Raw genomic sequence first — 20368 nt, forward strand, 5'->3', positions numbered from 1 at the left:
CCGCGTGTTGAACTCCGCTGTTCGCACCAGGCGCAGCGTCCTTTGCTGAAGACGTTCCAGCAGTCGATCCGTCAATTACATTTCCAGGACTTCCGCCACCCGCGGTCGCGCTGCTTCGGGACCGATCGTCCTGTTGTTTGGACGTGGTGTTTTCAGGGTCTCGCTGTTTTACCGCATTCGAGTCAGAACGAGGCGAACTCCCGCCCGTCTGCGATCCACCAAGGGCATTCTTTGCGCCATTGCCCCCTGGGTTGCCGGGATTCGCCGCCATGATGGCATGACTTGACCGTTCCTCTGAAGATGTCACAGCGGCCCAAACTCTGCCGGCAGTCAATGCTGAGCCCGCAGCAGACACAATAGACCTATTGATTTTTACAGCCGCCTCTATGAGCCGCGAAATTGTTGCCGTCTTGTCTTGGTCATCGATGTCGGTCGAGGCTTGAACATCGTCTATTGCGTTTTGGAACATGGTGCAGACATCAGCGATCTCATTCTTCGCGTTGATGATGGTCTGTTGCGCTTGCGTACAGAACTTCTTGGCGGCTTCCAATTGCTTAGTTTGCGAATCCATTTCGAGGATGTGAGAAGTAGTTCGCTCTTTTGCGCCCAACGCAGCAAGCCCGGCCCACACTCGGCCGTGGAATAAGAATGGAGACACCCGTCGCCATGCGAAAAGACTCTCCTCAACAAGGGCTTTTATCCGCGCTAGTTCGGCGGCTTGTGCCGCCAGCAGATCTTCATTGAGCAGCGGCCACGCACCTGCCGGCTCTGTCATCTGAGGCTTGTGTCCTCCGGCGGGCCGATTGATTGTCATTGCGGGCCTAGCCGCCCTCTGCGCGACAAGCGTCAGTAACGATGTTGATTAAACGCAGCCCAGCGCTGCTTAACCAGCTGTCCGCCGGCACGTAGGTTGTCCCAGCGGAGGCGTACGCGGTGAGGTACAAGTCGGAGAGGGTTCCGAAGTCCTCGAGCAAGGGATTACCGCTTTCCCGTGCTGCGCTCGCCGTTTCCTCGCCGAGTTGTTGGAGCCGGGGTATGGCGGCCTCTTCAATGGCGCGATGCTCCGGCGTCCACTCAGACGCAGCGATATTTGTGTCTAACTCAGACCATGCACCAAGCTCGCTCTTCATACTGTTCTCGCGTTCTACCCAAGGTGAGCAGATGGCAATGGGTTCAGTGAGAAGACGAGTCGGATCTGCGAGATTTACAGTTTCGGCTACTTGAGTCGGGGATTTGGCCTCCTCGACAGCAATAGTCCGGCCGGCCGCACCATTCTCGATAGACGTACAGATTGCGAGAAGCGCATCACCAATATTGACGTTTACGCTGGCAAGGTAATTGTCGACGGGCTGATATGCCGATATGCTGCCCGCGTACGCTCGTCCATAAGCTACAAACTGCTCGTATAGCTCACGAACCACCCGATGGGGAGTTTGCTTGGCGAGGTCGACCATCTGATCTGCTGCCCTCGAGGTGGCTGTTGCCACCGTGTCCACCATTTTTCGCTGCTCGGGGGTCCACGACGTCGATGGTCCGAGATTCGCGCGTTGGTCGCCCCATCCTTGCATGCGCAGGTTCACAAGGCTGTCGTTGAGCGAGATGAATGCGTTGCAGGTTGGATCACTTGTGGGGATAGACACGGGGCCAGTGTCACCGCTGCTTGCGATGTCGGAGGGTGTCGTAGGGATCGATGACGATCCAGGTTCATCATCACGAACGAACAACAGAGTGGCACCAATGGTTATCGCGACGACCAGCAAGCCCGCAACGGTCAGCAGCAGCCACTTGAGCGTGGATTTCTGGGGTGGCGGCGGCGGTTGGGCCCACGGCATAGTTGGTGGATTGCCCTGCATCGGAGGCTGCTGGTAGTTGTGAGCTGGTAGGCCGTAGAACGCCGGATTGCGCGGAGGCTGATCGGGCGTGCGCGGCTGCCACTCGTTGGGCGGGTTTGGAGTACTCACGTTGGGATTGCCAGCGATCTTGACTTCACCTTTGGGCCCCCGCTCGTTGACTCCGCACCCGATGCAGTTTACCGATGCTGGTAAAGACCCTAATCCATGATCGGCACAGGTACTTGCGGCAATGTCTCGTCGAGACGGCTGCAAAAGCAAGACTGCATGCGACGTCCGATCTAGGTGCGCGAATGCCCGCAGAAGCGACGTCCGTGCCTTGGCTGTTCCAGTTCGGGGCCTATGAGTACGGCAGCGACAAAGGTCGCAACTCACGCCGGCTCCCATAGAGGAGGTGACTACTCGCCAGTACGAAGCGATCGATCGATGATGTGCCCTAGGCGAGCACGTCGCTGGTTCCCGGAGACACACTTACCGGCCGCTCAGCAGCACTTCGCGTTCCCTGTCCAGTTGGTCATCGGCTCGAAGCTGTATAGACTCAACCACCCGATTGACAGGCGGCCGCGATGAGATTCGAAATTCGAAAACCGGTGTACTGCAACCAACTATCACCCTGTACGTACTGCTCAGACGCAGCGGTGTACGAGCGAATATAGAGAGCTGCGGTTTCGGCCAAGTCCTCGAACACGGGGTTACCGCTGGCCCGCCCAGCCTCGGACGCCTGACTCGCATACTGCTCCAAAAGCGGAACCGTAGACCGCTCGAGTGCGACACGCTCGGCTGTCCACTGCGATGCTGGGATTGAGCCATCTCGGGTCTGCCAGTCCGGTGTCGTCGCGATGAACTGGTCCAGTCGAGCCACCCAATCCCCACACTGCCCGTTTGTGTCCGACAGGAATGGTCCTGCGTCTGCAGGATTCCTAGCCCGTGACAGTTCGCTCGGCGGCCTTAAGGGTTCGACGGCGATCGATCTGCCAGCGGACTCGTACTCAATTGAATTGCAGATCCCAATTAAGGCTCCGCTTGCGCTCACGTTGGCTGACGCTAAGTTGTCGTTGCGTGGAGTGTAAGTCGCGACGCTGTCGGCATACGCTCGACCAAATGCGATGAATTGGTCATATATCTCACGCACTACCCTGTTCGGAGTTTCACGAGCCAGCGCAACCGCTTGATCTGCGGCGTTCCGCATAGCAGCAGATACCGCTTGCACCTGTTCGCGCTGCCGGGGACTCCATTCGGACAGAGAACCAAGTTGCGCGCGGTTCTCGGCCCAACCGTTCGCCACGATGTCCGCCAAACTGTTGTTGATCGTATTGAATGCCTTGCACGTCGGCTCCTCCATGATGATCGCGACGGGCCCAGTGTCATTGGCACTAGCGATATCCGACGTACTCGCATCAGCAGCCTGCGACGGCTCATCTCCGTCCTCCCGCGTGACGATCAACGTCACCCCGACGCTGATGCTGATCACCAGCAGCACCGCGACCGCAACCAACAGCCACTTCAGTGATCCACCGCCCTTGGCCGGAGGCGGCTGCTGCGGCCACTGGCCGGGCGGGAACCCCGGGGGCTGCGGGCCCGGATAGCCCTGCGGCGGACCGTACTGCGGCTGCCCATGCGGCGGCCGACCGTGCGGGTCGGGCTGCCATCCTCCCTGTGGCGGCGTCGTCATGCCGGTCCCCCTATCCGCCCACCGCGGCGCAGGCGTCGTCGATCGCCACCACGATGCCCGATGCCGTCCGGATCAGATTCGCGTCGGCAGGTACGTAGGTCGGCAGCGCGGCGGCGTAGGCCCGGCGATACTGCGCGGCCAGCGTCGCCAGGTCCTGCAGCACCGCGTTCGACGTTCCCCGCGCGACGGCCTCGGACTCGTTGGCGAAGGCCACCATTCGCGGCGCCACGGCGTCGTTGATCGCACGCTGCTGCGGGCTCCACCGATCGGCCGCCACGTTCTGGTCGGTGGCCCGCCAGGCGGCGAAGTCGTTGGTGTAGTTCGACACCAGCGATCGCCACTGGGTGCACATCGGGTCGGCCTGACCCATGAACGCGACGGGCTGGTCGGTCGGTTCGGGGGCAGCGACCGTCGGTGGTTGCGCGGCCGGGGCGAGGCCGGCCCGGGCACTCGCCGATCCGGTCCCGAGCGCCTGGCACACCGATGACAGCGCCGCGGACAAGGACGTCGTCACGCGGGCCGCCACCTCGTTGGGTGCTTGCGGATTGCCGTCGGCGTACAGCCGGAGATAGGCAACGTTCTGCTCGTACAGATCGCGCATCGCACGACTCGGCGTCTGCTCGGCCAGCGGCAGGATCTGCTCAGCCGCGGTCCGCATGGCGTCCGATCGGGTCGCGAACGTTCCGTTCTGGGCGTCGGTCAGCGCGGCCCCGATCGGAGTCCATGCCTCGCAGGTCGGATCCTCGGTGACGATCGCGACCGCGCCGGTGTCGCCGGCACTCGCCGCGTCCGGTCCGGCCGCCGCAGACGACGCCGTCACCGACGGCACGGCTGCCGAGGTGTCCGTCGTCCCGGCTGTTGCATCGCCCGAGTCGCCGCTGGAGATCACTGCGATCGATCCGACGACCACCGCCACGACCGCGAGGACGGCGAGCGCGATCAGTGCGACGCGTCGTCGGCTGCCGCCGGCCTTACCCGACCACGGTTCCTGAGGTCCCCACCCGGGCGGCGGCTCGAAGCCGTCGGGATCGGAGGGACGGTGGGACGTCGGCTTGGAACCATCACTCATGTCGGGTCAGATCCTCACGTCCAGCGTTCGTCGCGATCGGCATCGCCGGTGATCTCGGCGACCACCGAATCGATGTACTCACGGTCGGCTTCGATCGACGTGCCGGCCTCCGCCATGGCCTTCTGCAGGGCCTCGTTGACCCGCGCCTCGACCACCTGCGCACCCGATCGCAGAATGCCGTCCTCGAGGTACACGTTGGTCAGCCAGCTGTGCCCGTTGAGGGTCACCTCCACGGTCCCGGTCTCGTCGGTCGCCGTGAACTCCTGGGTCTTCATCTTCGCGAGCTGATCGTCCATCAGCGACTGCAGGCGCTGCGCCTGCGCGAGCACCGCCGCGACCTGCGGGTGCATCTCGTCGGTCACTTCGAGTCCTTGGCGTCACCGGTGTCCTTGCGGCGCGGACGGTTTCCGATCACGGCCTCGGTCCACGCCCGGTCCTCCTTGTAGAGGTCCTCGTCGGGACTCAGCCCCGGTGAGCGCTTCTTCTCCGAGGCGCCGCCCTGGCCATGGCCGGCGCCGTGCATCGGCATGCCGCCACCCATGCCGCCCATGCCGCCGGACGCGCCACCTGCCGACGGTCCACCGGCAGGCCCGCCGGGAGCGCCGACACCGCCGGCGCCGGGACCGACGGATACGCCGCCGATGTTCGGCTGCAACGGCATCGGCCCGCCGCCGCCGCCCGCACCGCCACCGGAGCCGCCGCCCGATCCGCCACCGCCCGCCGAGGCGGGGCTGACACTGGGATCGTCGAGGGCTGGCAGGTCGGTTGACGGTTCGCCGCCGAAGTTGGGGAGGCTCGGCATGCCGCCACCGGCGCCGCCCGCGGGTGAACCGCCTCCACCAGACGGGGCGCCGCCACCACCGGACGGTGAGCCGCCGCCAGCGGGTGAACCGCCCGAGGACGGCTGCGGCTGGGCCGAGGCGGGTGAGACCGGAGCCGTCGGGGCAGTGGGCTGCGGCTGCTGCGCGGGTGAGGCCTGCGGGTTTCCTCCGCCGCCACCTCCTCCGCCGCCGCCGGTTTCCCCGGCTCCTCCCTCGCCTTCGCCGCCCTCACCGGGCCGCTTCATCTTCTTGAACTTTCCGTCCGACTTCCTGTCATCGGTGGACGCGGGCGGCAGGGGGCTCGTACTCGGAGGCTTCGGGAGGTCGATCGGCTTACCCGCCGATCTGCCGACGTAGCCCTGTAGGACTTCCTCCGACTTCACCTGCAGTTGCTGTCGGATTTCGAGCAGCATGACCTTCTGCGCGATGTCCGTCGCCAGCAGGATCTGACCGTCGAGCTTCGCGATCTCGGACAGCTTCGGGTGCGCGTCGGCGGCGCTGCGGTGTGTCTCGGCGAGCGTGCCGGCCTGCCCGGCGAGCTCGCGTGATGCGTCGGCCATCTCCTGCAACCACTGCTGGTGCAGCTTTAGGGATGCGCCGGCCGCCTCGGCGGCGCCGCCGTCCCAGGACATCCCGCCCGTACTGAAGGAGGCCTTGCGCGCCTCCAGCGCGGACGCGTAGCTGTTCCAGGCACCCTTGAACGCCTCGAGGGAACTCGCCTGGTCGGGCGCCTCGATCTGCGCGGCAGCTTGCTCCAGCATCACGAACGGCGCGGCGTGGCACTGATAGTTCGGACTGGGTGGGAGGGGCATCGACTGCGTCGTGGGCGGGGTCGGCGTGACCGGCGGAATGTCCGGCGCGTTCTCGCCGTTCTCGACCGCGACTCCCGCCTGCTCGTCCACCTTGCGGTACGCCGCTGCGGCGGATCGGAAGGATTCGGCGAGGATGGTCGCCTCGACCTCGCCGGCGGCGGCGTACCCGCGCATCGCGGACGCCGACTTGTTCAGCTCGCTCGTCGCGCTGATTGCCACCTGCAACGCGCACGGCGGCAACGGCTCACCCGGCGCCTTCGGCATCGGCTCGCTGATCTGCGCCGCCTTGGCGTCCAGCTCAGCCGGATCGACCTTCACTTCCCCCGCCACGAGCCCTCCTCGACGTCCCTCACTGCTCAAGCACCATCTGGTAGCGACTCTCCTCGCGCGGATTGATCAGCCGGATCGGCAGCTGACGGTGGCGCGGAGTGTCGATGAAGTTGTGTCGCAACACGACTCGGCCGACCCCGGGATGCGGGCCGAGGTACGTCGTGGCGTTGGGCCAGCCGATCTTGGCGACCTTGCCGACCCGGGCGTTGATGAAGCCCGCGAACTCGGTGAACTGCGGACCGAGCGTCACAATCGCGCCCGCGGCGGCCGACCGGATGACGAACTGGGTGAACAGCCGCGAGTCGCCGAGGTTAATGCTGACGTCGACGTCGTCGAACGGCATGTACACCGGGTAGCGGTCGGCGGTCTCGCCGATCAGCACGCCGGCCGATCCGATCGGCAGGTCGTAGTGCTGGTCGGTGACGGGGCTCTGCCCCAGCATGGCGGCGCGCTGACCGCCGAAGAGGCACGAAAAGCCACGTGGCGTCGAGGGATTCGACAGGGTGGTCAGCAGCACCGTGGTCGTCGGCGCCATGCCCGGACGCACCCGCACCTGGGTGATGGTGTGGTCCGCCCGCGCCGACCACCACACGTTGGGCCCGCCGGGCGCCGTGTACGCCGCGGTGAACGTGCTGCGGCCCTTGATCGAGGACCAGCTCTCGCGCTCGAAGCTGATCTCGGTGGCCTTGTCGAAGTCGTCGAAGCTGCGGCTGCACCGCGCGTCGACGCCATTGCTGGCGAGCTGGTCGGCGATGCGCGTGGTCGACGAGACCAGGTAGCGCGCCAGCCCGGCGACGCCGACCTCGCGGCGCAGCGCCGACTTCCGCGTCTCCTCGGGCAGCGCACGCAGCACGATCCACGTCCGCCGGTTGGCCGGCGCGGGATACGGTCCGACCACCTGGTCATACAGCGCGACCAGGCTGGCGGGCGCGGTCCGGCCGACGCGGTGGCCGGCCGAGACGATGTCGGCCTCGAGGTCCGGGCAGTGCGCCCGGATCAGCTGCTCGACGAGCTTGGTGCTCACGACGTCGTCGGTGATCGCCTCGCCGCCGACGAGCACGGTCGGCGTGAACGGCCGCGGCACCAACTCGATGACCGACACCAGGTGATCGCCCTGCCACCGCACGGCGACGTGGTCACCGGGTTCGACCGTCGCCCCGACCGCGGGCTCGGACGGCGGTGCGGGAGCCGCCTTGTGCCGCCTGCGCCAGGAGAAGATCGCGACGATCCAGCCGGCAAAACGCCTGCCGCGCACGGTCAGCACGGCCGCGATCGCGATCAGCACCGCGAGCGTGATCCCCACCCACAGCAGCTTCAGCTGGATGAACAGCAGGATCATCGCGGGGATCAGCACGGCCGCCCACAGCAGGTGCCCGGTGGTGGCGCGCACTCCGAACTGGCCGAAGAACTCCTTCATCGGCGCCTCAGCGCACGTCGCGCCATGGCGCCGATACCCAGTGCGGCAGCAAGACTCACGCCGACGATCACGACGATGGTGATGGGGCCGCGGTCCGGCGGCGGGACGTACACCGGCGGCGGCAGCTGCTTCACCTCGTAGGGCACGCTCTGCGGTCCCTCGGGCACGTCCCACGTGAGCGCGGCGACCGGATCGATGACGCCGGCGCCGACGTAGTTGTCCACGCCACCACCGGGATGGCGCGACGTGGCGGTGATGCGGTTCATGATCTGCGCGGGCGTCAGGTCGGGGAAGCGCTGCTTGACCATGGCCGCGAGACCGGAGACGAAGGCCGCCGAGAACGACGTGCCGTTGATCGGGATCAGTCCGTCCTGGCCGGCCAGCGCGTTGACCGGGTTGCCGTCATAGCCGAGGGCGGTGATGTTCTCGGCCGGTGCGGCGGCGCCGACCCACGGTCCCGACATCGAGAAGGTGCTGGGCTGACCGTTCTCCCCGATGCCGCCGACGGTGAGCACCAGCGGCGAGTACCAGGCCGGCGACACGATCGTCTGGACGCCCTCCCAGCCACGCGGGTCTGCGGGCAGCGCGGGGTTGGGCGGCGGGTTCTGCGTGCAGTCGCCGCCGGTGTTGCCCGCGGCCACCACGACCACGGCACCCTTGACGTTGACGGCGTACTCGATCGCGGCGCCGAGGCTGGTCTCGTCGATGCGGCGGGTCACCTTGTAACAGGCGGCCTCGCTGATGTTGATGACCTGCGCGCCCATGTTCGCGGCGTGCAGGATCGCCCGGGCCAGGCTGCGCAGTGAGCCCGCCGTCTGGGTCGAGTTCGGGTCGTTCGGGTCGGTACGGGCGCCGACGGGCTGGAAGTTGTCCGAGGTCTGCCGCATGGACAGCACCCGGGCGTCGGGTGCGACGCCGATGAAGCCGTCGCCGGGCGATCCCTTGCCGGCGATGATCGCGGCGGTGAGGGTTCCGTGCGAGTCGCAGTCCGACATTCCGTTGCCGGCCTTGTCGACGAAGTCGCCGCCCGGTTCGGCCGGAACCCGGGGCGATCCGGTGACGCCGGTGTCGATGACGGCGACAGTTACCCCTGCGCCCGTTGCGAATTTCTGCGCGTCGGCGATCCGCAGGTAGTTGTTGGCCCACGGCTTGTCGGCGAAGTTGGAGTTCGGGAAGACCATGGGTCCCGAGCACTCGCGACGTTGCTCGGTGGGCTGATCTGGTCCGGTCTCGTCAGGTGGCAGGGCACCCTTGTCGATCACCGGCGGCTCGATCGCCACGGCCGGCGGCGCGCTGAGCAACGTCAGGCTCAGCACGGCGAACAGCACCGCTACGCGCCGAACCATCCGTCACCCCCCGTCGTCCACGACCCGCTCGAGATGTGCTGACTCGCCAGCAGCAAACTTCTTCTCAGCTGTTTGGCTGCGCATCCCATGACGTCACGCCCCCGATCCACATGCACGGGGCAATCCTACGGGTGCGTGACTGGGGCGGAACGCGGTTTCTTTCGCGACGAAGGCCCGCCCGGCTGCACTCTCGCAGCTCAGGCGGGCCTGGTCGTCAGCTAATCAAGGTCAGGCGTCGAGGTCCTTCTGAACCAGGTCGGCGATCGTCGCGAGTGCCGCCTCGTCGTCCGAGACGACCGTGACCTGCGCGGCGTTGCCCGCGCCGAGAGTCATGATCATCAGCGCCGAGCCGGCGTCCACCGGCTCACCGCCGTCGACGGACAGGGTGACGTCGGCACCGGAGGCGACGACGGCCTCGGCGATGATGGCGGCGGGGCGGGCGTGCAGGCCGATGGCGGAGCCAACGATGACGGTCTTGCTGGGCATGAACTCTCTCCTTCTAGGGACGTGCGTGGGTGGTGAGGTGGATCAGGCGTTCGCCAGCTCGGCGTCGGCCTCAACGGTGGCGTCCTTCTTGGCGAACTGCTTGGCCGCGACCACCGCGGCGGCGGCCACGATGGTCCCGAGTGCCAGGGCCAGGATGAACCACACCAGGTTGCCGATCGCGAAGAACACGAAGATGCCGCCGTGGGGTGCCTTCAGCGTCACGTCGAAGGCCATGATGAGCGCACCGGTGACCGCGCCGCCGGCCATCATCGAGGGGATGACGCGCAGCGGGTCGGCCGCGGCGAACGGGATGGCGCCCTCGGAGATGAACGACGCGCCCAGAAGCCATGCGGCTCGGCCGTTCTCGCGCTCTGGTTCGGTGAACAGCTTCGGGCGCACGGTGGAGGCCAGTGCCATCGCCAGCGGCGGCACCATGCCCGCGGCCATGACGGCGGCCATGATGCGCAGCGACGAGGGGTCGGCGACGTTGAGGCCCGCGGTGGCGAAGGCGTAGGCCGCCTTGTTGACGGGTCCGCCGAGGTCGAAGCACATCATCAGGCCGAGGATGACGCCGAGCAGGATCACCGAGCTGCCGGACAGGCCGCCCAGCCAGCTGGTAAGGCCGGAGGTGATGGCGGCCAGCGGGCGACCGAGCAGCAGGAACATCAGCAGGCCGACCGCCAGTGAGGCGCCGAGCGGGATGATGACGACCGGCATGAGGCCGCGCATGGCCTTCGGGACGGCGATCTTGCTGATCCACAGTGCGGTGAAGCCGGCGATCAGGCCGCCGACGATGCCGCCGATGAAGCCGCCGCCGACGAACACCGCGACCGCACCCGCGGTGAAGCCGGGGGCGATGCCGGGCCGGTCGGCGATGGCGAACGAGATGTAGCCGGCCAGTGCGGGCACCAGGAACGAGAACGCCAGCCCGCCGAGCGTGAACAGCACCGCGCCGAGGTACTGGGCGAGACCGCCGCTGGGCAGGTCGGTCAGCGAGTTGGCGGCAGCGATCAGGTTGCCGAGGCTCTTGGTCTCGCCGTCGGGGGTGTTGGCGATGTCGTAACCCGCAAGCAGGAAGCCGAGTGCGATGAGCAGACCGCCCGCGGCGACGAACGGGATCATGTAGCTCACGCCGGTGAGCAGGATCTGCCGTGTCCGGGTGCCCCAGCCGACGCCGCCCGACGATCCGCCGGAGGTGGCGGCGGGTGCGCCCGCGGATCCCTCGACGCGCGCGGCGTTGGGATTGGTTGCGGCGCTGAGTGCTTCGGCCACCATCTTGGCCGGCTCGTTGATGGCGCGCTTGACGCCGGAGGCGATGACGGGCTTGCCGGCGAAGCGGGCGCGGTCCTTCACGCCGACGTCGGTGGCGAAGATGACCGCACCTGCGGCGGCGATGACGTCCGGTGACAGCGGCGTGCTGCCCGACGATCCCTGCGTCTCGACGTGCAGCGTGACGCCGGCCTCCTTGGCGGCGGCGACGAGCGAGTCGGCGGCCATGTAGGTGTGGGCGATGCCGGTGGGGCAGGCGGTGATGGCGACCAGGGTGCGGGTCTCGGCGACCGCGGCGGGAGCGGGTGCGGTGGCCGGGGTCGCCGGGGTGGCGGCGGGTGCAGCGGTCGGGGTGGGATTCGCCGGCGCAGGGTTGACCACGCCCTCTACCAGCTCGACGATCTCGGCATCCGACGACGCGGCGCGCAGCGAGGCCACGAAGTCCTTGCGGACCAGTGCGCGGGCCAGGCTGGAGAGCAGCTTCATGTGCTCGGCGCCGCCGGAATCCGGTGCGGCGATGAGGAACGCGAGATCGGCCGGGCCGTCGGGGGCTCCGAAGTCGACCTTGGGCGACAGCCGGGCGAACCCGATGGTGGCCTGGTCGACGTACGGCGACCGGCAGTGCGGGATGGCGATGCCGCCGGGCAGGCCGGTGGCGGACTGCGCCTCGCGGGCCATCGCCGCGGCTATCAGGCCGTCGCGGTCGGAGGATCGTCCGGCGTCGGCAAGGCGGCCGGCGAGGAGCCGGATGACCGACTCCTTGTCGCCGCCGGCGTCGACGTCGAGGGCGACCAGGTCGGTGGTGATGATGGGCATCTCGCTACTTCCTCGTAGTTCGGAGTTCAGGGACGGGTGGACGCGGGCGTAATGGCATACACCCGAACGGCTTCGAGGTCGATCTGGTGGGGCGCCGGGAGTGCCGACCCCGGGAGTGCTGCCGCCGCGCTGCCGTAGGCGACCGCCATCTGGAGGCGCTGCGGCGGTTCGGCTCCGCCCACCTCGGCGCGGAGGTAACCGGCCAGCGAACTGTCGCCGGCGCCGACCGTGCTGCGCGGGGTGATGGGCGGCGGCGTCGCCATCCAGCTGCCGTTCTCGTCGACCAGGACGGCGCCGGCGGCGCCGAGGGTCACCAACACGGTGCGCGCGCCGCGTTCGATGACCTCTCTGGCCGCTGCGACGACGGGCTCCGGATCGCCTGCGGCGGCGGCTCTCTCGAGGTCGTCACCGGAGGCGCCGACCAGGCCGGCCAGCTCCTCGGCGTTGGGCTTGATGACGTCGGGTGCCGCGGTGCGGAAGGCCGCGGCCAGTGCGCCGAGCGGTCGTTCGGAGGTGTCGATGGCGACCTTGCAGCGGCCGGGGGCGAGGGTGGCGGCGATCTCGGCGTACCAGTCGTCGGGCAGGCCCGGCGGGAGCGAGCCGGACAGGACAACCCAGGCCGCGCCGGCGGCGGCGTCGAGCACCGTGCGGGTGAGCGCGTCGCGCGCGGCGGCGTCGAGCAGCGCGCCCGGTTCGTTGAGCTTGGTGGTGGTGCCGTCGGGTTCGGTGATCGCGACGTTGGTGCGGACGGCACCCGTCACGGGCACGCACCGGAAGTCGACGCCGCCGGTGCGCAGCGCCGTCACGATCGGGTCGGTGTCGGCGGCGGGCAGGATGGCGATCGCGTCCACACCGGCCAGCGCCAGCGCGCGGGCGACGTTGACGCCCTTGCCGCCCGGCTCCGACGTCGCCGACGTGATGCGTTGCACCGCACCGCGGGTCAGCCGCGAGCCGAGGGTGACGGTCCGGTCGATGCTCGGATTCGGAGTGACGGTGACGATCACGGCTGGCCTCCCGCTTGGATGATCTCGACGCCCTCGCCCTCGAGGACCAAGCGGTCGTCGTCGGCGATCTCGGTGTCGGTGATGAGGGTGTCGACGCTGGAGATCGGCGCGAAGCTGACGAAGTCCTCCCGGCCGACCTTGCTGGAATCGGCGGCGACGACGACGTAGTTGGCGCACTTCACCATGGCGCGCTTGACGGCGGCCTCCTCGCTGTCCGGGGTGGACAGGCCGTGGCGGGCGCTGATGGCATTGGTGCCGATGAAGGCGATGTCGACGCGGATGGTGTCGAGCACCCGTAGCGCCTGCTCGCCGACGGCGGCCTGGGTGACGCCGCGGACCCGTCCGCCGAGCATCTGCAGCGTCACCGTCGGCACGGTGGCCAGGCGCGCGGCGATCGACACGGAGTTGGTGACGACCACCAGCTCGCGGTCGGTCGGCAGGTAGGCGGCGATGCGCGCCGTCGTCGTCCCCGCATCGAGCAGGACCGACGCCCCGCTGAGGGGGAAGAACTCGGTGGCGGCCGCGGCGATGGCGTCCTTGTAGTCGGCGCGCGTGGACTCGCGCTCGCCGACGCCCTGCTCGACGAGGTGCAGGGCCCGGGCCGGAACGGCGCCGCCGTGCACCCGGCGCACCAGGCCCGCCTTGTCGAGGGTGGCGAGGTCGCGGCGGACGGTCTCGGTGGTGACGTCGTACTCCTGGGCCAGTTCGGTGACCGACGCGCGGCCCTGGCTCATCACCAGCGCGGCGATGGCCTGCTGACGCTCTTCTGCGTACATGGCCCTCCGCCCGTGTGGGAAATGTGTGCTTTGAATGTTGATATGTGTTGTTTTACTCCTGAACGTGTTGACTTGTCAATGATTTCTTGTAACCTCAATCACATGAGCACAACGACGTCAGCCACCTCACTCTCGACCGGTCGCGTCCTGCAGGGCGTTCCCGCGGTCGGCGGCGTGCAGTACGCGCCGGTGATCCGGCCGGGCGCCCGCCCGCACGTCGACGATGCTCCCGTGTCCGACCTCGCCGAGCCCGACCGCGCGGCCGAGGTCGAGCGATTGCTGGCCGCCTCGGCCGCCGTCGCCGACCGCCTGCGCGCCCGCGCCGCCCACGCCACCGGCGTCGCCTCCGAGGTGCTGGCCACCACCGCGCAGCTCGCGCAGGACCGCGCCTGGCTACGCGATGCGCAGAAGCGGATCGAGGCCGGTGCCCCCGCCGCCCGAGCGACCAGCGGTGCGATCGACAAGGTCGCCGACGCCCTGTCCAAGGCCGGCGACCTGATGGCCGAGCGCGTCACCGACCTACGCGACATCCGCGACCGCGTGATCGCCGAAATCAGCGGCCTGCCCGAGCCCGGGGTGCCGGTGCCCGACCGGCCGTCGATCCTGTGCGCCGAGGACCTCGCGCCCGTCGACACCGCGGGTCTCGACGCGTCGCTCGTCGTCGCGCTGGCCACGTCACTCGGTGGGCCGACGAGTCACACCGCGATCATCGCCCGCCAGCTCGGCATCCCCTGCGTGGTGGCGGTCGACGGTCTCGACGACGTGCCCGCCGGCACGATGATCATGGTCGACGGCACGCTCGGCACCGTCACCGTCGCACCCGACGAGGAGGCCGCGACCGACGCCGTCGCCACCTCCCGGCGCGACGCCGACCTCGCCCGGCAGTGGACGGGGCCGGGCCGCACGGCCGACGGCCACCTGGTCGCCGTGCTGGCCAACGTGCAGGACGGCGCCGCCGCTCGGCTCGCCGCCCAGAGCCCCGCCGAGGGCGTCGGCCTGTTCCGCACCGAGCTGTGCTTCCTCAACCGCGACACCGAACCCGACGTCGACGAGCAGGCCCGCATCTACGGCGAGGTGCTGGAGGCGTTCGGTGAGCGGATGGGCGGGCGAAGCGGGGGCGGGAGTTACAAGGTCGTCGTGCGCACCCTCGACGCCGGATCCGACAAGCCGCTCAAGTTCGCGGGCCACCCCGACGAGGCCAACCCCGCGCTCGGCGTCCGCGGCATCCGCATCGCCACGGGCAATCCCGGCATCCTCACCCGTCAGCTCCAGGGCATCGCCGACGCCGCACGCAACACCGGCACCACGCCGTGGGTGATGGCCCCGATGATCGCCACCGCCGCCGAGGCCAAGGCGTTCGCCGACGAGGCACGCTCGATGGGCCTGACTCCCGGCGTCATGATCGAGGTGCCCGCCGCCGCGCTGCTCGCCGACCGCATCCTCGAGCACGTCGACTTCCTGTCCATCGGCACCAACGACCTGACGCAGTACACGATGGCCGCCGACCGGATGTCCGCCGAACTGGCCACGCTCACCGACCCGTGGCAGCCCGCCGTGCTGGCGCTGGTCGCGATGGCGGCGCGCGCGGGTGCGGCCGTCGACAAGCCCGTCGGCGTCTGCGGTGAGGCCGCCGCCGATCCGGCGCTCGCGTGCGTGCTCGTCGGCCTCGGGGTGACGTCGCTGTCCGCGGCGGCGACGGCGATCGCCGGGGTGGGCGCCAAGCTCGCGCAGGTCACGCTCGCGCAGTGCGAGGCTGCCGCCGAGGCCGCGCTCGGGACGGCGACCGCCGCCGATGCCCGTGCGGCTGCGATGGCCGCCCTCTCCTGACCTCGCGCGAGCCCGGCCAGTCCACCCGCGAGAAGACGTCAACTCCCCTGTTTCCCGGTAAAGGAGGGGAGTTCACGTCTGCTCGCGGGGAGAAGGTGACGGGCCGGAATACAATCGGACCGTGGTCCGGTTGAAGCGGGTAGTTCCGAACCCAGGAGGTACCGATGCCCGCAGTCACCGCCGACACCCTGACCTTGACCCGCGTCAGCGCACCCGCGCCGAGCGACATCGAGCGGCCCGTCCGCTCCATCACGACCGGCCCGCGCGGCTACGAGGGCGAGGGCTTTCCCGTCGTCCGCGCGTTCGCGGGCGTGAGCGCCGCCGCCCTCGACCCGTTCATCCACATGGACCAGATGGGCGAGATCGAGTACCAGCCGGGTGAGCCCCGCGGCACCGACTGGCATCCGCACCGCGGCTTCGAGACCGTCACGTACATGATCGACGGCCGCTTCGCCCACCAGGACTCGCACGGTGGCGGCGGCCTGATCACCGACGGCGCCACGCAGTGGATGACGGCCGGCTCGGGCATCCTGCACATCGAGACGCCGCCCGCCGAACTCGTCGAGAGCGGTGGCACGTTCCACGGCGTCCAGCTGTGGGTCAACCTGCCGAAGAAGGACAAGTTCGCGGCGCCGAAGTACCAGGCGATCGAGGGCGGCGAGGTGAAGCTGCTCGCCTCCGAGGACGGTGGCGCGCTCATCCGCATCATCGCCGGCGGCCTCGACGGCCAGGAGGGACCGGGTGCGACGCACACGCCGATCACGTTGGCGCACGCGACGATCGAACCCGGCGCGCGGCTGAACCTGCCGTGGAACCGCGATTTCAACGCGCTCGTCTACGTGCTGTCCGGCCAGGGCAGCGTCGGCCCGCTGAAGCGGTCGATCCAGCAGGGGCAGCTCGCGGTGTTCGGCCCCGGCGACCGGATCAGCGTCGACGCGGCCGCCGGCCAGGACTCCAATCGGCCCGCGCTCGAGGTACTGATCCTCGGCGGCCAGCCGATTCGCGAGCCCGTCGTCCAGTACGGACCGTTCGTGATGAACTCGAAGTCCGAGATCATCGAGGCGATGGACGACTTCAACGCCGGCCGGTTCGGGTCTATCCCGCCGGACGCACTGCGCCCGCACACCTCGTCCTAACCGACGTCGTAGCCGATTCGTGCACCCGCAGCCGCGCTCACCGCGGCTGCGGGTGCACGAATCGCTCGTCGGGCGTCGCGTAGAGCAGCTCCAGCTCGCCGATGTTCGCCGCGACGGTCACCAGCGGTAATGCTGCCGACACCGCCAGCTTCTCGGCGCCCGCCTCGGCCCGCAGCGCGAGCACGAAGTCGTCGCTGATCGGGGCGTGGTCGGGGCCGGCGGTGCCGGTCAGGCGCTCGCACACGGCCGCGGCGTGGGCGTCGAGGATGTCGCGCACCCGCGGATACGCCTCCAGCGGCGGCGGCACCACGTCGGCGATCAACTCGGCGGCGTTGCGCAGCCGGATGGCCCGGTTGGCGGCATGCACCACCGGCGCCCGCCGATCGGTGGAACCGCCGCTCTCCGAGAGGTATTGCCGCACCGCGTCGTCGAGCGTCCGCGACGCCGTCATGGCCTCGTGGCCGAGCGCGAACACCCGGTCGGTCGCGGACTCGGACGCGCCGGAGGTGACCCGCCGCACCGCCGCCGTCAGGTAGGTGGTGCCCACCGCGAGCGACGCGTCGACCGCCCGCGTCACCGAGTTCGCGGCACCCCGCGGCCACAGCAGCACCGACACGATCACGCCGACCAGTGCGCCCACCACGACGTCCTCGACGCGGATCAGCCCGACGCTCCACCCGGTCGGCACGATGAGGTTGAAGATGATCAGCACCATCATCGTGAACATCGCCTGGCCCGCGACGAATGACGCGACCTCGGGGACGTACGCCGAGCCGAACGCGACGATGGGCAGCGCCAGCCACATCACCACGGGCTCCACGCCCAGCACCTCGATGAACACGATGCCCAGCAGGAAGCCCAGCACCGTCCCCGCGACGGCGCGGACCACCCGGGTGCCGGTGGTGAGCGCGCTGCTGCGCAGCACCGACATCGCTCCGAGCACCACCCAGAAGCCGTGCTCGACGGGGAAGACGTGGGTGACCGCGACGGCGAGTGCCAGCCCGAGGCCGGTGCGCAGGCTGTTGCGCACCACCACCGCGCGGGTCGCGACGAAGCCGGTGGTGAGGTAGGCCAGCGCCTCCGACTCCGACAGCAGGCGGTCGGCGGCGCCGGTCTTCGGCAGCCGACGGCCGAGCACGCGGGCCCAGACGGGCCGGGCGTCGGCCGCGGCGGCGATGCCGATGATGCGGCCCGTCGCGCCCGCGCACGCCGATATCGTGCGACGCGTCAACAGCTTTCGGCCGACGCCGATCGCCGCGGCGTCACTGGGCTCGCCGAGGATTTCGACGATGTCGTCGCGGTAGCGGCTCTGCGCCACCCGGCGCTGCTCGGCCAGCGCGTTGGCGAGGTCCTCGCGGAAGACGTCCCGGCCGGACGACGGCGACGTCGTCAGGACCCGCGCCGCATCGCGCAGGACCCTGGTGACGGGGCCGCGCATCTGGGCCAGCAGGTCGCCGCTGCCGTCGGTGATGCGGTCGGACAGCCACTGCAGGTCGTCGACCACCCGCACCAGCGCGCGGCTACCCGCCGTCAGCGCGACCGGCCGGAAGTCGGCACCCAGGAAGTTGGCGCGCAGCGCGCCCATCGCCGACGACACGTCCTCCGCGGTGGCGGCGCCGTCGAGCCGGTCGGCCATCGTGCGGCACACCTGCGCCGCGTGCCGCCGCAGGTCGTCGTGATGGCGCGGCGGGAACAGGAAGAGCGCGGCCGGCATCGCGACGGCCAGCGCGATCGCCCAGCCGAGCAGCCGGTCCGGAATGGGGCCCGGCGGCGTGCACGCGGGCAGGACGAACGTCAGCAGTGTCGAGCGCTGGCCCGCGGCGACGATTTCGGACAGCACCCCGGAGAAGGTCACCACGACGCCGAGCACGAACATCGTGGCCACCGCCAGCCACGGGATCGGCGCCACCAGCGAGCCGACCGTGATCAGCACGGCCCCGTTGAACGCCAGCCCGCCGTACGCCACGGCCCGGGCGGCGCGGTTGCCGGGGAAGTCCACGATGATCAGCAGGGCGACCGACCCGAAGATCGCGAACATCGGTGTCTGCGAGCCACTTCCGAGCAGGAAACCGATGGTCGCGGCGATCGGCAGCGCGATCGCCGCGCGCACGGCGCGCCGCAGCGCGTCGCGTTCGGGATCGCGTCTGGTCAGCCGACCGGCGGCTCTGCGCCACAGGCCGGCCGGGGTCAGCATGTCCCGGATGGTAGACCGGCCGGGACGGTCGCGCGGCTACCCGGTCGTGTCCGGCTGCGTCGGTGAGTTGGCGAAGACGCCGAGGTCCAGCGCGGCAAGGAGACGACTCGCGACCCACTCCAGGTCCTCGGGCACGCGCGGCAGCGTCGCCTGCTCGCATCCGACCAGCAGGTACATCGCGATGGTCGCGAACCGACGTGCCTGCTCCTCGTCGCCGAGGATCGCCAGAGCCGACGCGAACAGCAGGTCGAAGCGCCGCTGGTCGACCTGGGACTGCGTCTCGTGGACCGAGGCGTCGATCGAACTCCACACCCGGATGGCGGCCTCGGCGCCGTAGGGCAGCGTCAACGCCTCTTGGAGGAGGATGTCGATGCGCCGCCGAGCGTCGGACTCGGCCATCACCTTCGAGATGATGCTCTCCGTCTGGGTCTCGACCCAGTGCGCCAGGAGTTCCTCGCCGTAGACCGACCAGCTGCTGAAGTAGTGATAGAACGAGCCGGTCGTGACGCCGAGCCGAGTGCATACCTCGGCGAGCTTCAGTCCCCCGTAACCCTGGTCGGACAGCACGTCCAACCCGGTGTCGAGATACGACTCCCGTGAAATGGTTCCCCCCATGGAGGTGAACCTTAGTTCGCTTCGGGGACACGTCCGTACACAGGCGTAGTGGCTAACTCCAGTAATGAGTCAGACATTCGTCATCTATGCACTAGAGCACCGCACATTCCGGACCTGGCAATTTGCTGAAAGCGGTTTCCTTACGCTTCCGCAACCAAACCGCCATGAGGCGGTGGAGTGCGTATGGCACAATTTGACCGTGCCGTATACCGCGACCAGAGGTCCAGGACGTCCGCCTGCAGCGAAGGCGGCCGAGACCAGGGAGCGCATCGTGCGTGCGGCGCGCGAGGTCTTCAGCGAACTCGGCTATGACGCGGCAACGTTTCAGGCGATTGCTATCCGCGCCGATCTGACCCGGCCGGCCATCAACCACTACTTCGCCAGCAAGCGGGTGCTCTACAGCGAGGTCGTGGAGAAGACCAACGAGATGGTGGTCGCCGCCGGGATGGCGAAGGCCGAGACCGAGACGTCGATCCTCAAGCGACTGTCAGCGTTCTTCTCCGCGGCGATGCAGGCCGATTCCCGCGATCGCTCGGGCGCGGCATTCCTGGTCACGTCCGTGCTGGAGTCGCAGCGGCATCCGGAGCTGAGCCGCGACGAGCACAACTCGCTCAAGACGTCGCGCGCGTTCGTCACCTGGGCCGTCACCGACGCCATCGAGCGCGGCGAGCTGACCACCGATACCGACGTGCCGACGCTCGTCGAACTGCTCGTCGCCGTGATGTGGGGCATGGGCTTCTACGCCGGTTACGTCGGCGGCCACGACGAGCTCGGGATCATCGTCGAGAAGTTGGAACTGCTTCTAGCGAACAAGCTCTGGACGCTGTCGCCCTAGTTCGTCGATCGGTGCGACCCGTCGCGCCGCCGTCCCACCGCTACGAACTCGCCATTCCGCATAACGCGGCATCTAGGTGAGCTAACTGATTCG

At 68.9% G+C, this 20368-nt stretch carries 16 protein-coding genes; 3 read left to right on the top strand and 13 right to left on the bottom strand.

All coding sequences use genetic code 11. From position 1 onward, the window contains the following. Positions 1-821: 821 nt before the first annotated feature. From AC1MEY_RS24440 to AC1MEY_RS24490, 11 genes are all read right to left on the bottom strand, one after another. Positions 822-1961, bottom strand: coding sequence for a hypothetical protein (locus AC1MEY_RS24440; protein WP_480227943.1), 1140 nt, complete (start codon positions 1959-1961; stop codon positions 822-824). A gap of 427 nt (positions 1962-2388) precedes the next feature. Next, complete coding sequence (locus tag AC1MEY_RS24445; protein WP_480227944.1) at positions 2389-3522, bottom strand: hypothetical protein; 1134 nt, start codon at positions 3520-3522, stop codon at positions 2389-2391. A 10-nt stretch (positions 3523-3532) separates the two neighbouring features. Continuing rightward, positions 3533-4591 (bottom strand): hypothetical protein, encoded by a 1059-nt coding sequence (locus AC1MEY_RS24450; RefSeq protein WP_480227945.1) that lies wholly within the window; start codon positions 4589-4591, stop codon positions 3533-3535. A 14-nt stretch (positions 4592-4605) separates the two neighbouring features. Beyond that, complete coding sequence (locus AC1MEY_RS24455) at positions 4606-4953, bottom strand: YbaB/EbfC family nucleoid-associated protein (RefSeq protein ID WP_480227946.1); 348 nt, start codon at positions 4951-4953, stop codon at positions 4606-4608. Further along, positions 4950-6554, bottom strand: a complete 1605-nt coding sequence (locus AC1MEY_RS24460) for a PPE domain-containing protein (RefSeq protein ID WP_480227947.1) — start codon at positions 6552-6554, stop codon at positions 4950-4952. Before AC1MEY_RS24460 ends, AC1MEY_RS24455 begins: the two co-directional genes overlap by 4 nt. A 19-nt stretch (positions 6555-6573) precedes the next feature. Next, entirely contained in the window at positions 6574-7971 is a 1398-nt protein-coding gene (gene eccE / locus AC1MEY_RS24465) for a type VII secretion protein EccE (protein WP_480227948.1), read from the bottom strand. After that, a complete protein-coding gene (mycP, locus tag AC1MEY_RS24470; protein ID WP_480227949.1) occupies positions 7968-9317 on the bottom strand; it encodes a type VII secretion-associated serine protease mycosin in 1350 nt (449 codons plus the stop codon). Before mycP ends, eccE begins: the two co-directional genes overlap by 4 nt. 228 nt (positions 9318-9545) lie before the next feature. After that, positions 9546-9803 (bottom strand): HPr family phosphocarrier protein, encoded by a 258-nt coding sequence (locus AC1MEY_RS24475; RefSeq protein WP_480227950.1) that lies wholly within the window; start codon positions 9801-9803, stop codon positions 9546-9548. A gap of 42 nt (positions 9804-9845) precedes the next feature. Further along, entirely contained in the window at positions 9846-11888 is a 2043-nt protein-coding gene (locus tag AC1MEY_RS24480; protein ID WP_480227951.1) for a PTS fructose transporter subunit IIABC, read from the bottom strand. 26 nt (positions 11889-11914) lie between these two features. Then, positions 11915-12892 carry a 1-phosphofructokinase gene (gene pfkB, locus AC1MEY_RS24485; protein ID WP_480227952.1) on the bottom strand — a complete coding sequence of 326 codons (978 nt, stop codon included), beginning with the start codon at positions 12890-12892 and terminating at the stop codon, positions 11915-11917. Next, positions 12889-13668 carry a DeoR/GlpR family DNA-binding transcription regulator gene (locus AC1MEY_RS24490; RefSeq protein ID WP_480227953.1) on the bottom strand — a complete coding sequence of 260 codons (780 nt, stop codon included), beginning with the start codon at positions 13666-13668 and terminating at the stop codon, positions 12889-12891. Before AC1MEY_RS24490 ends, pfkB begins: the two co-directional genes overlap by 4 nt. A 102-nt stretch (positions 13669-13770) precedes the next feature. On the opposite strand from AC1MEY_RS24490, the gene AC1MEY_RS24495 reads away from it, so the two are divergent. Together AC1MEY_RS24495 and AC1MEY_RS24500 are read left to right on the top strand one after the other, a co-directional pair. Next, complete coding sequence (locus AC1MEY_RS24495) at positions 13771-15495, top strand: putative PEP-binding protein (protein WP_480227954.1); 1725 nt, start codon at positions 13771-13773, stop codon at positions 15493-15495. Between the two features lie 164 nt (positions 15496-15659). Then, positions 15660-16631 carry a pirin family protein gene (locus AC1MEY_RS24500; RefSeq protein ID WP_480227955.1) on the top strand — a complete coding sequence of 324 codons (972 nt, stop codon included), beginning with the start codon at positions 15660-15662 and terminating at the stop codon, positions 16629-16631. 37 nt (positions 16632-16668) lie between these two features. On the opposite strand, the gene AC1MEY_RS24505 is transcribed toward AC1MEY_RS24500, so the two are convergent. Both AC1MEY_RS24505 and AC1MEY_RS24510 read right to left on the bottom strand, forming a co-directional pair. Beyond that, complete coding sequence (locus AC1MEY_RS24505; RefSeq protein WP_480227956.1) at positions 16669-18825, bottom strand: FUSC family protein; 2157 nt, start codon at positions 18823-18825, stop codon at positions 16669-16671. 36 nt (positions 18826-18861) lie between these two features. Beyond that, positions 18862-19440, bottom strand: coding sequence for a TetR/AcrR family transcriptional regulator (locus AC1MEY_RS24510; protein ID WP_480227957.1), 579 nt, complete (start codon positions 19438-19440; stop codon positions 18862-18864). A gap of 199 nt (positions 19441-19639) precedes the next feature. Between AC1MEY_RS24510 and AC1MEY_RS24515 the strand changes: the two genes are divergently transcribed. Then, positions 19640-20275 (top strand): TetR/AcrR family transcriptional regulator, encoded by a 636-nt coding sequence (locus AC1MEY_RS24515; protein ID WP_480231651.1) that lies wholly within the window; start codon positions 19640-19642, stop codon positions 20273-20275. Positions 20276-20368: the final 93 nt, after the last annotated feature.

It is taken from the genome of Mycobacterium sp. PTI7 (assembly GCF_056679845.1).

Coding starts and splice junctions, on each gene's coding strand:
- AC1MEY_RS24495 (WP_480227954.1), top strand. CDS start 13,771: ATGAGCACAACGACGTCAGCCACCTCACTCTCGACCGGTCGCGTCCTG.
- AC1MEY_RS24475 (WP_480227950.1), bottom strand. CDS start 9,803: ATGCCCAGCAAGACCGTCATCGTTGGCTCCGCCATCGGCCTGCACGCC.
- AC1MEY_RS24480 (WP_480227951.1), bottom strand. CDS start 11,888: ATGCCCATCATCACCACCGACCTGGTCGCCCTCGACGTCGACGCCGGC.
- AC1MEY_RS24490 (WP_480227953.1), bottom strand. CDS start 13,668: ATGTACGCAGAAGAGCGTCAGCAGGCCATCGCCGCGCTGGTGATGAGC.
- eccE (WP_480227948.1), bottom strand. CDS start 7,971: ATGAAGGAGTTCTTCGGCCAGTTCGGAGTGCGCGCCACCACCGGGCAC.
- AC1MEY_RS24510 (WP_480227957.1), bottom strand. CDS start 19,440: ATGGGGGGAACCATTTCACGGGAGTCGTATCTCGACACCGGGTTGGAC.
- AC1MEY_RS24450 (WP_480227945.1), bottom strand. CDS start 4,591: ATGAGTGATGGTTCCAAGCCGACGTCCCACCGTCCCTCCGATCCCGAC.
- AC1MEY_RS24505 (WP_480227956.1), bottom strand. CDS start 18,825: ATGCTGACCCCGGCCGGCCTGTGGCGCAGAGCCGCCGGTCGGCTGACC.
- AC1MEY_RS24500 (WP_480227955.1), top strand. CDS start 15,660: ATGCCCGCAGTCACCGCCGACACCCTGACCTTGACCCGCGTCAGCGCA.
- AC1MEY_RS24445 (WP_480227944.1), bottom strand. CDS start 3,522: ATGACGACGCCGCCACAGGGAGGATGGCAGCCCGACCCGCACGGTCGG.
- mycP (WP_480227949.1), bottom strand. CDS start 9,317: ATGGTTCGGCGCGTAGCGGTGCTGTTCGCCGTGCTGAGCCTGACGTTG.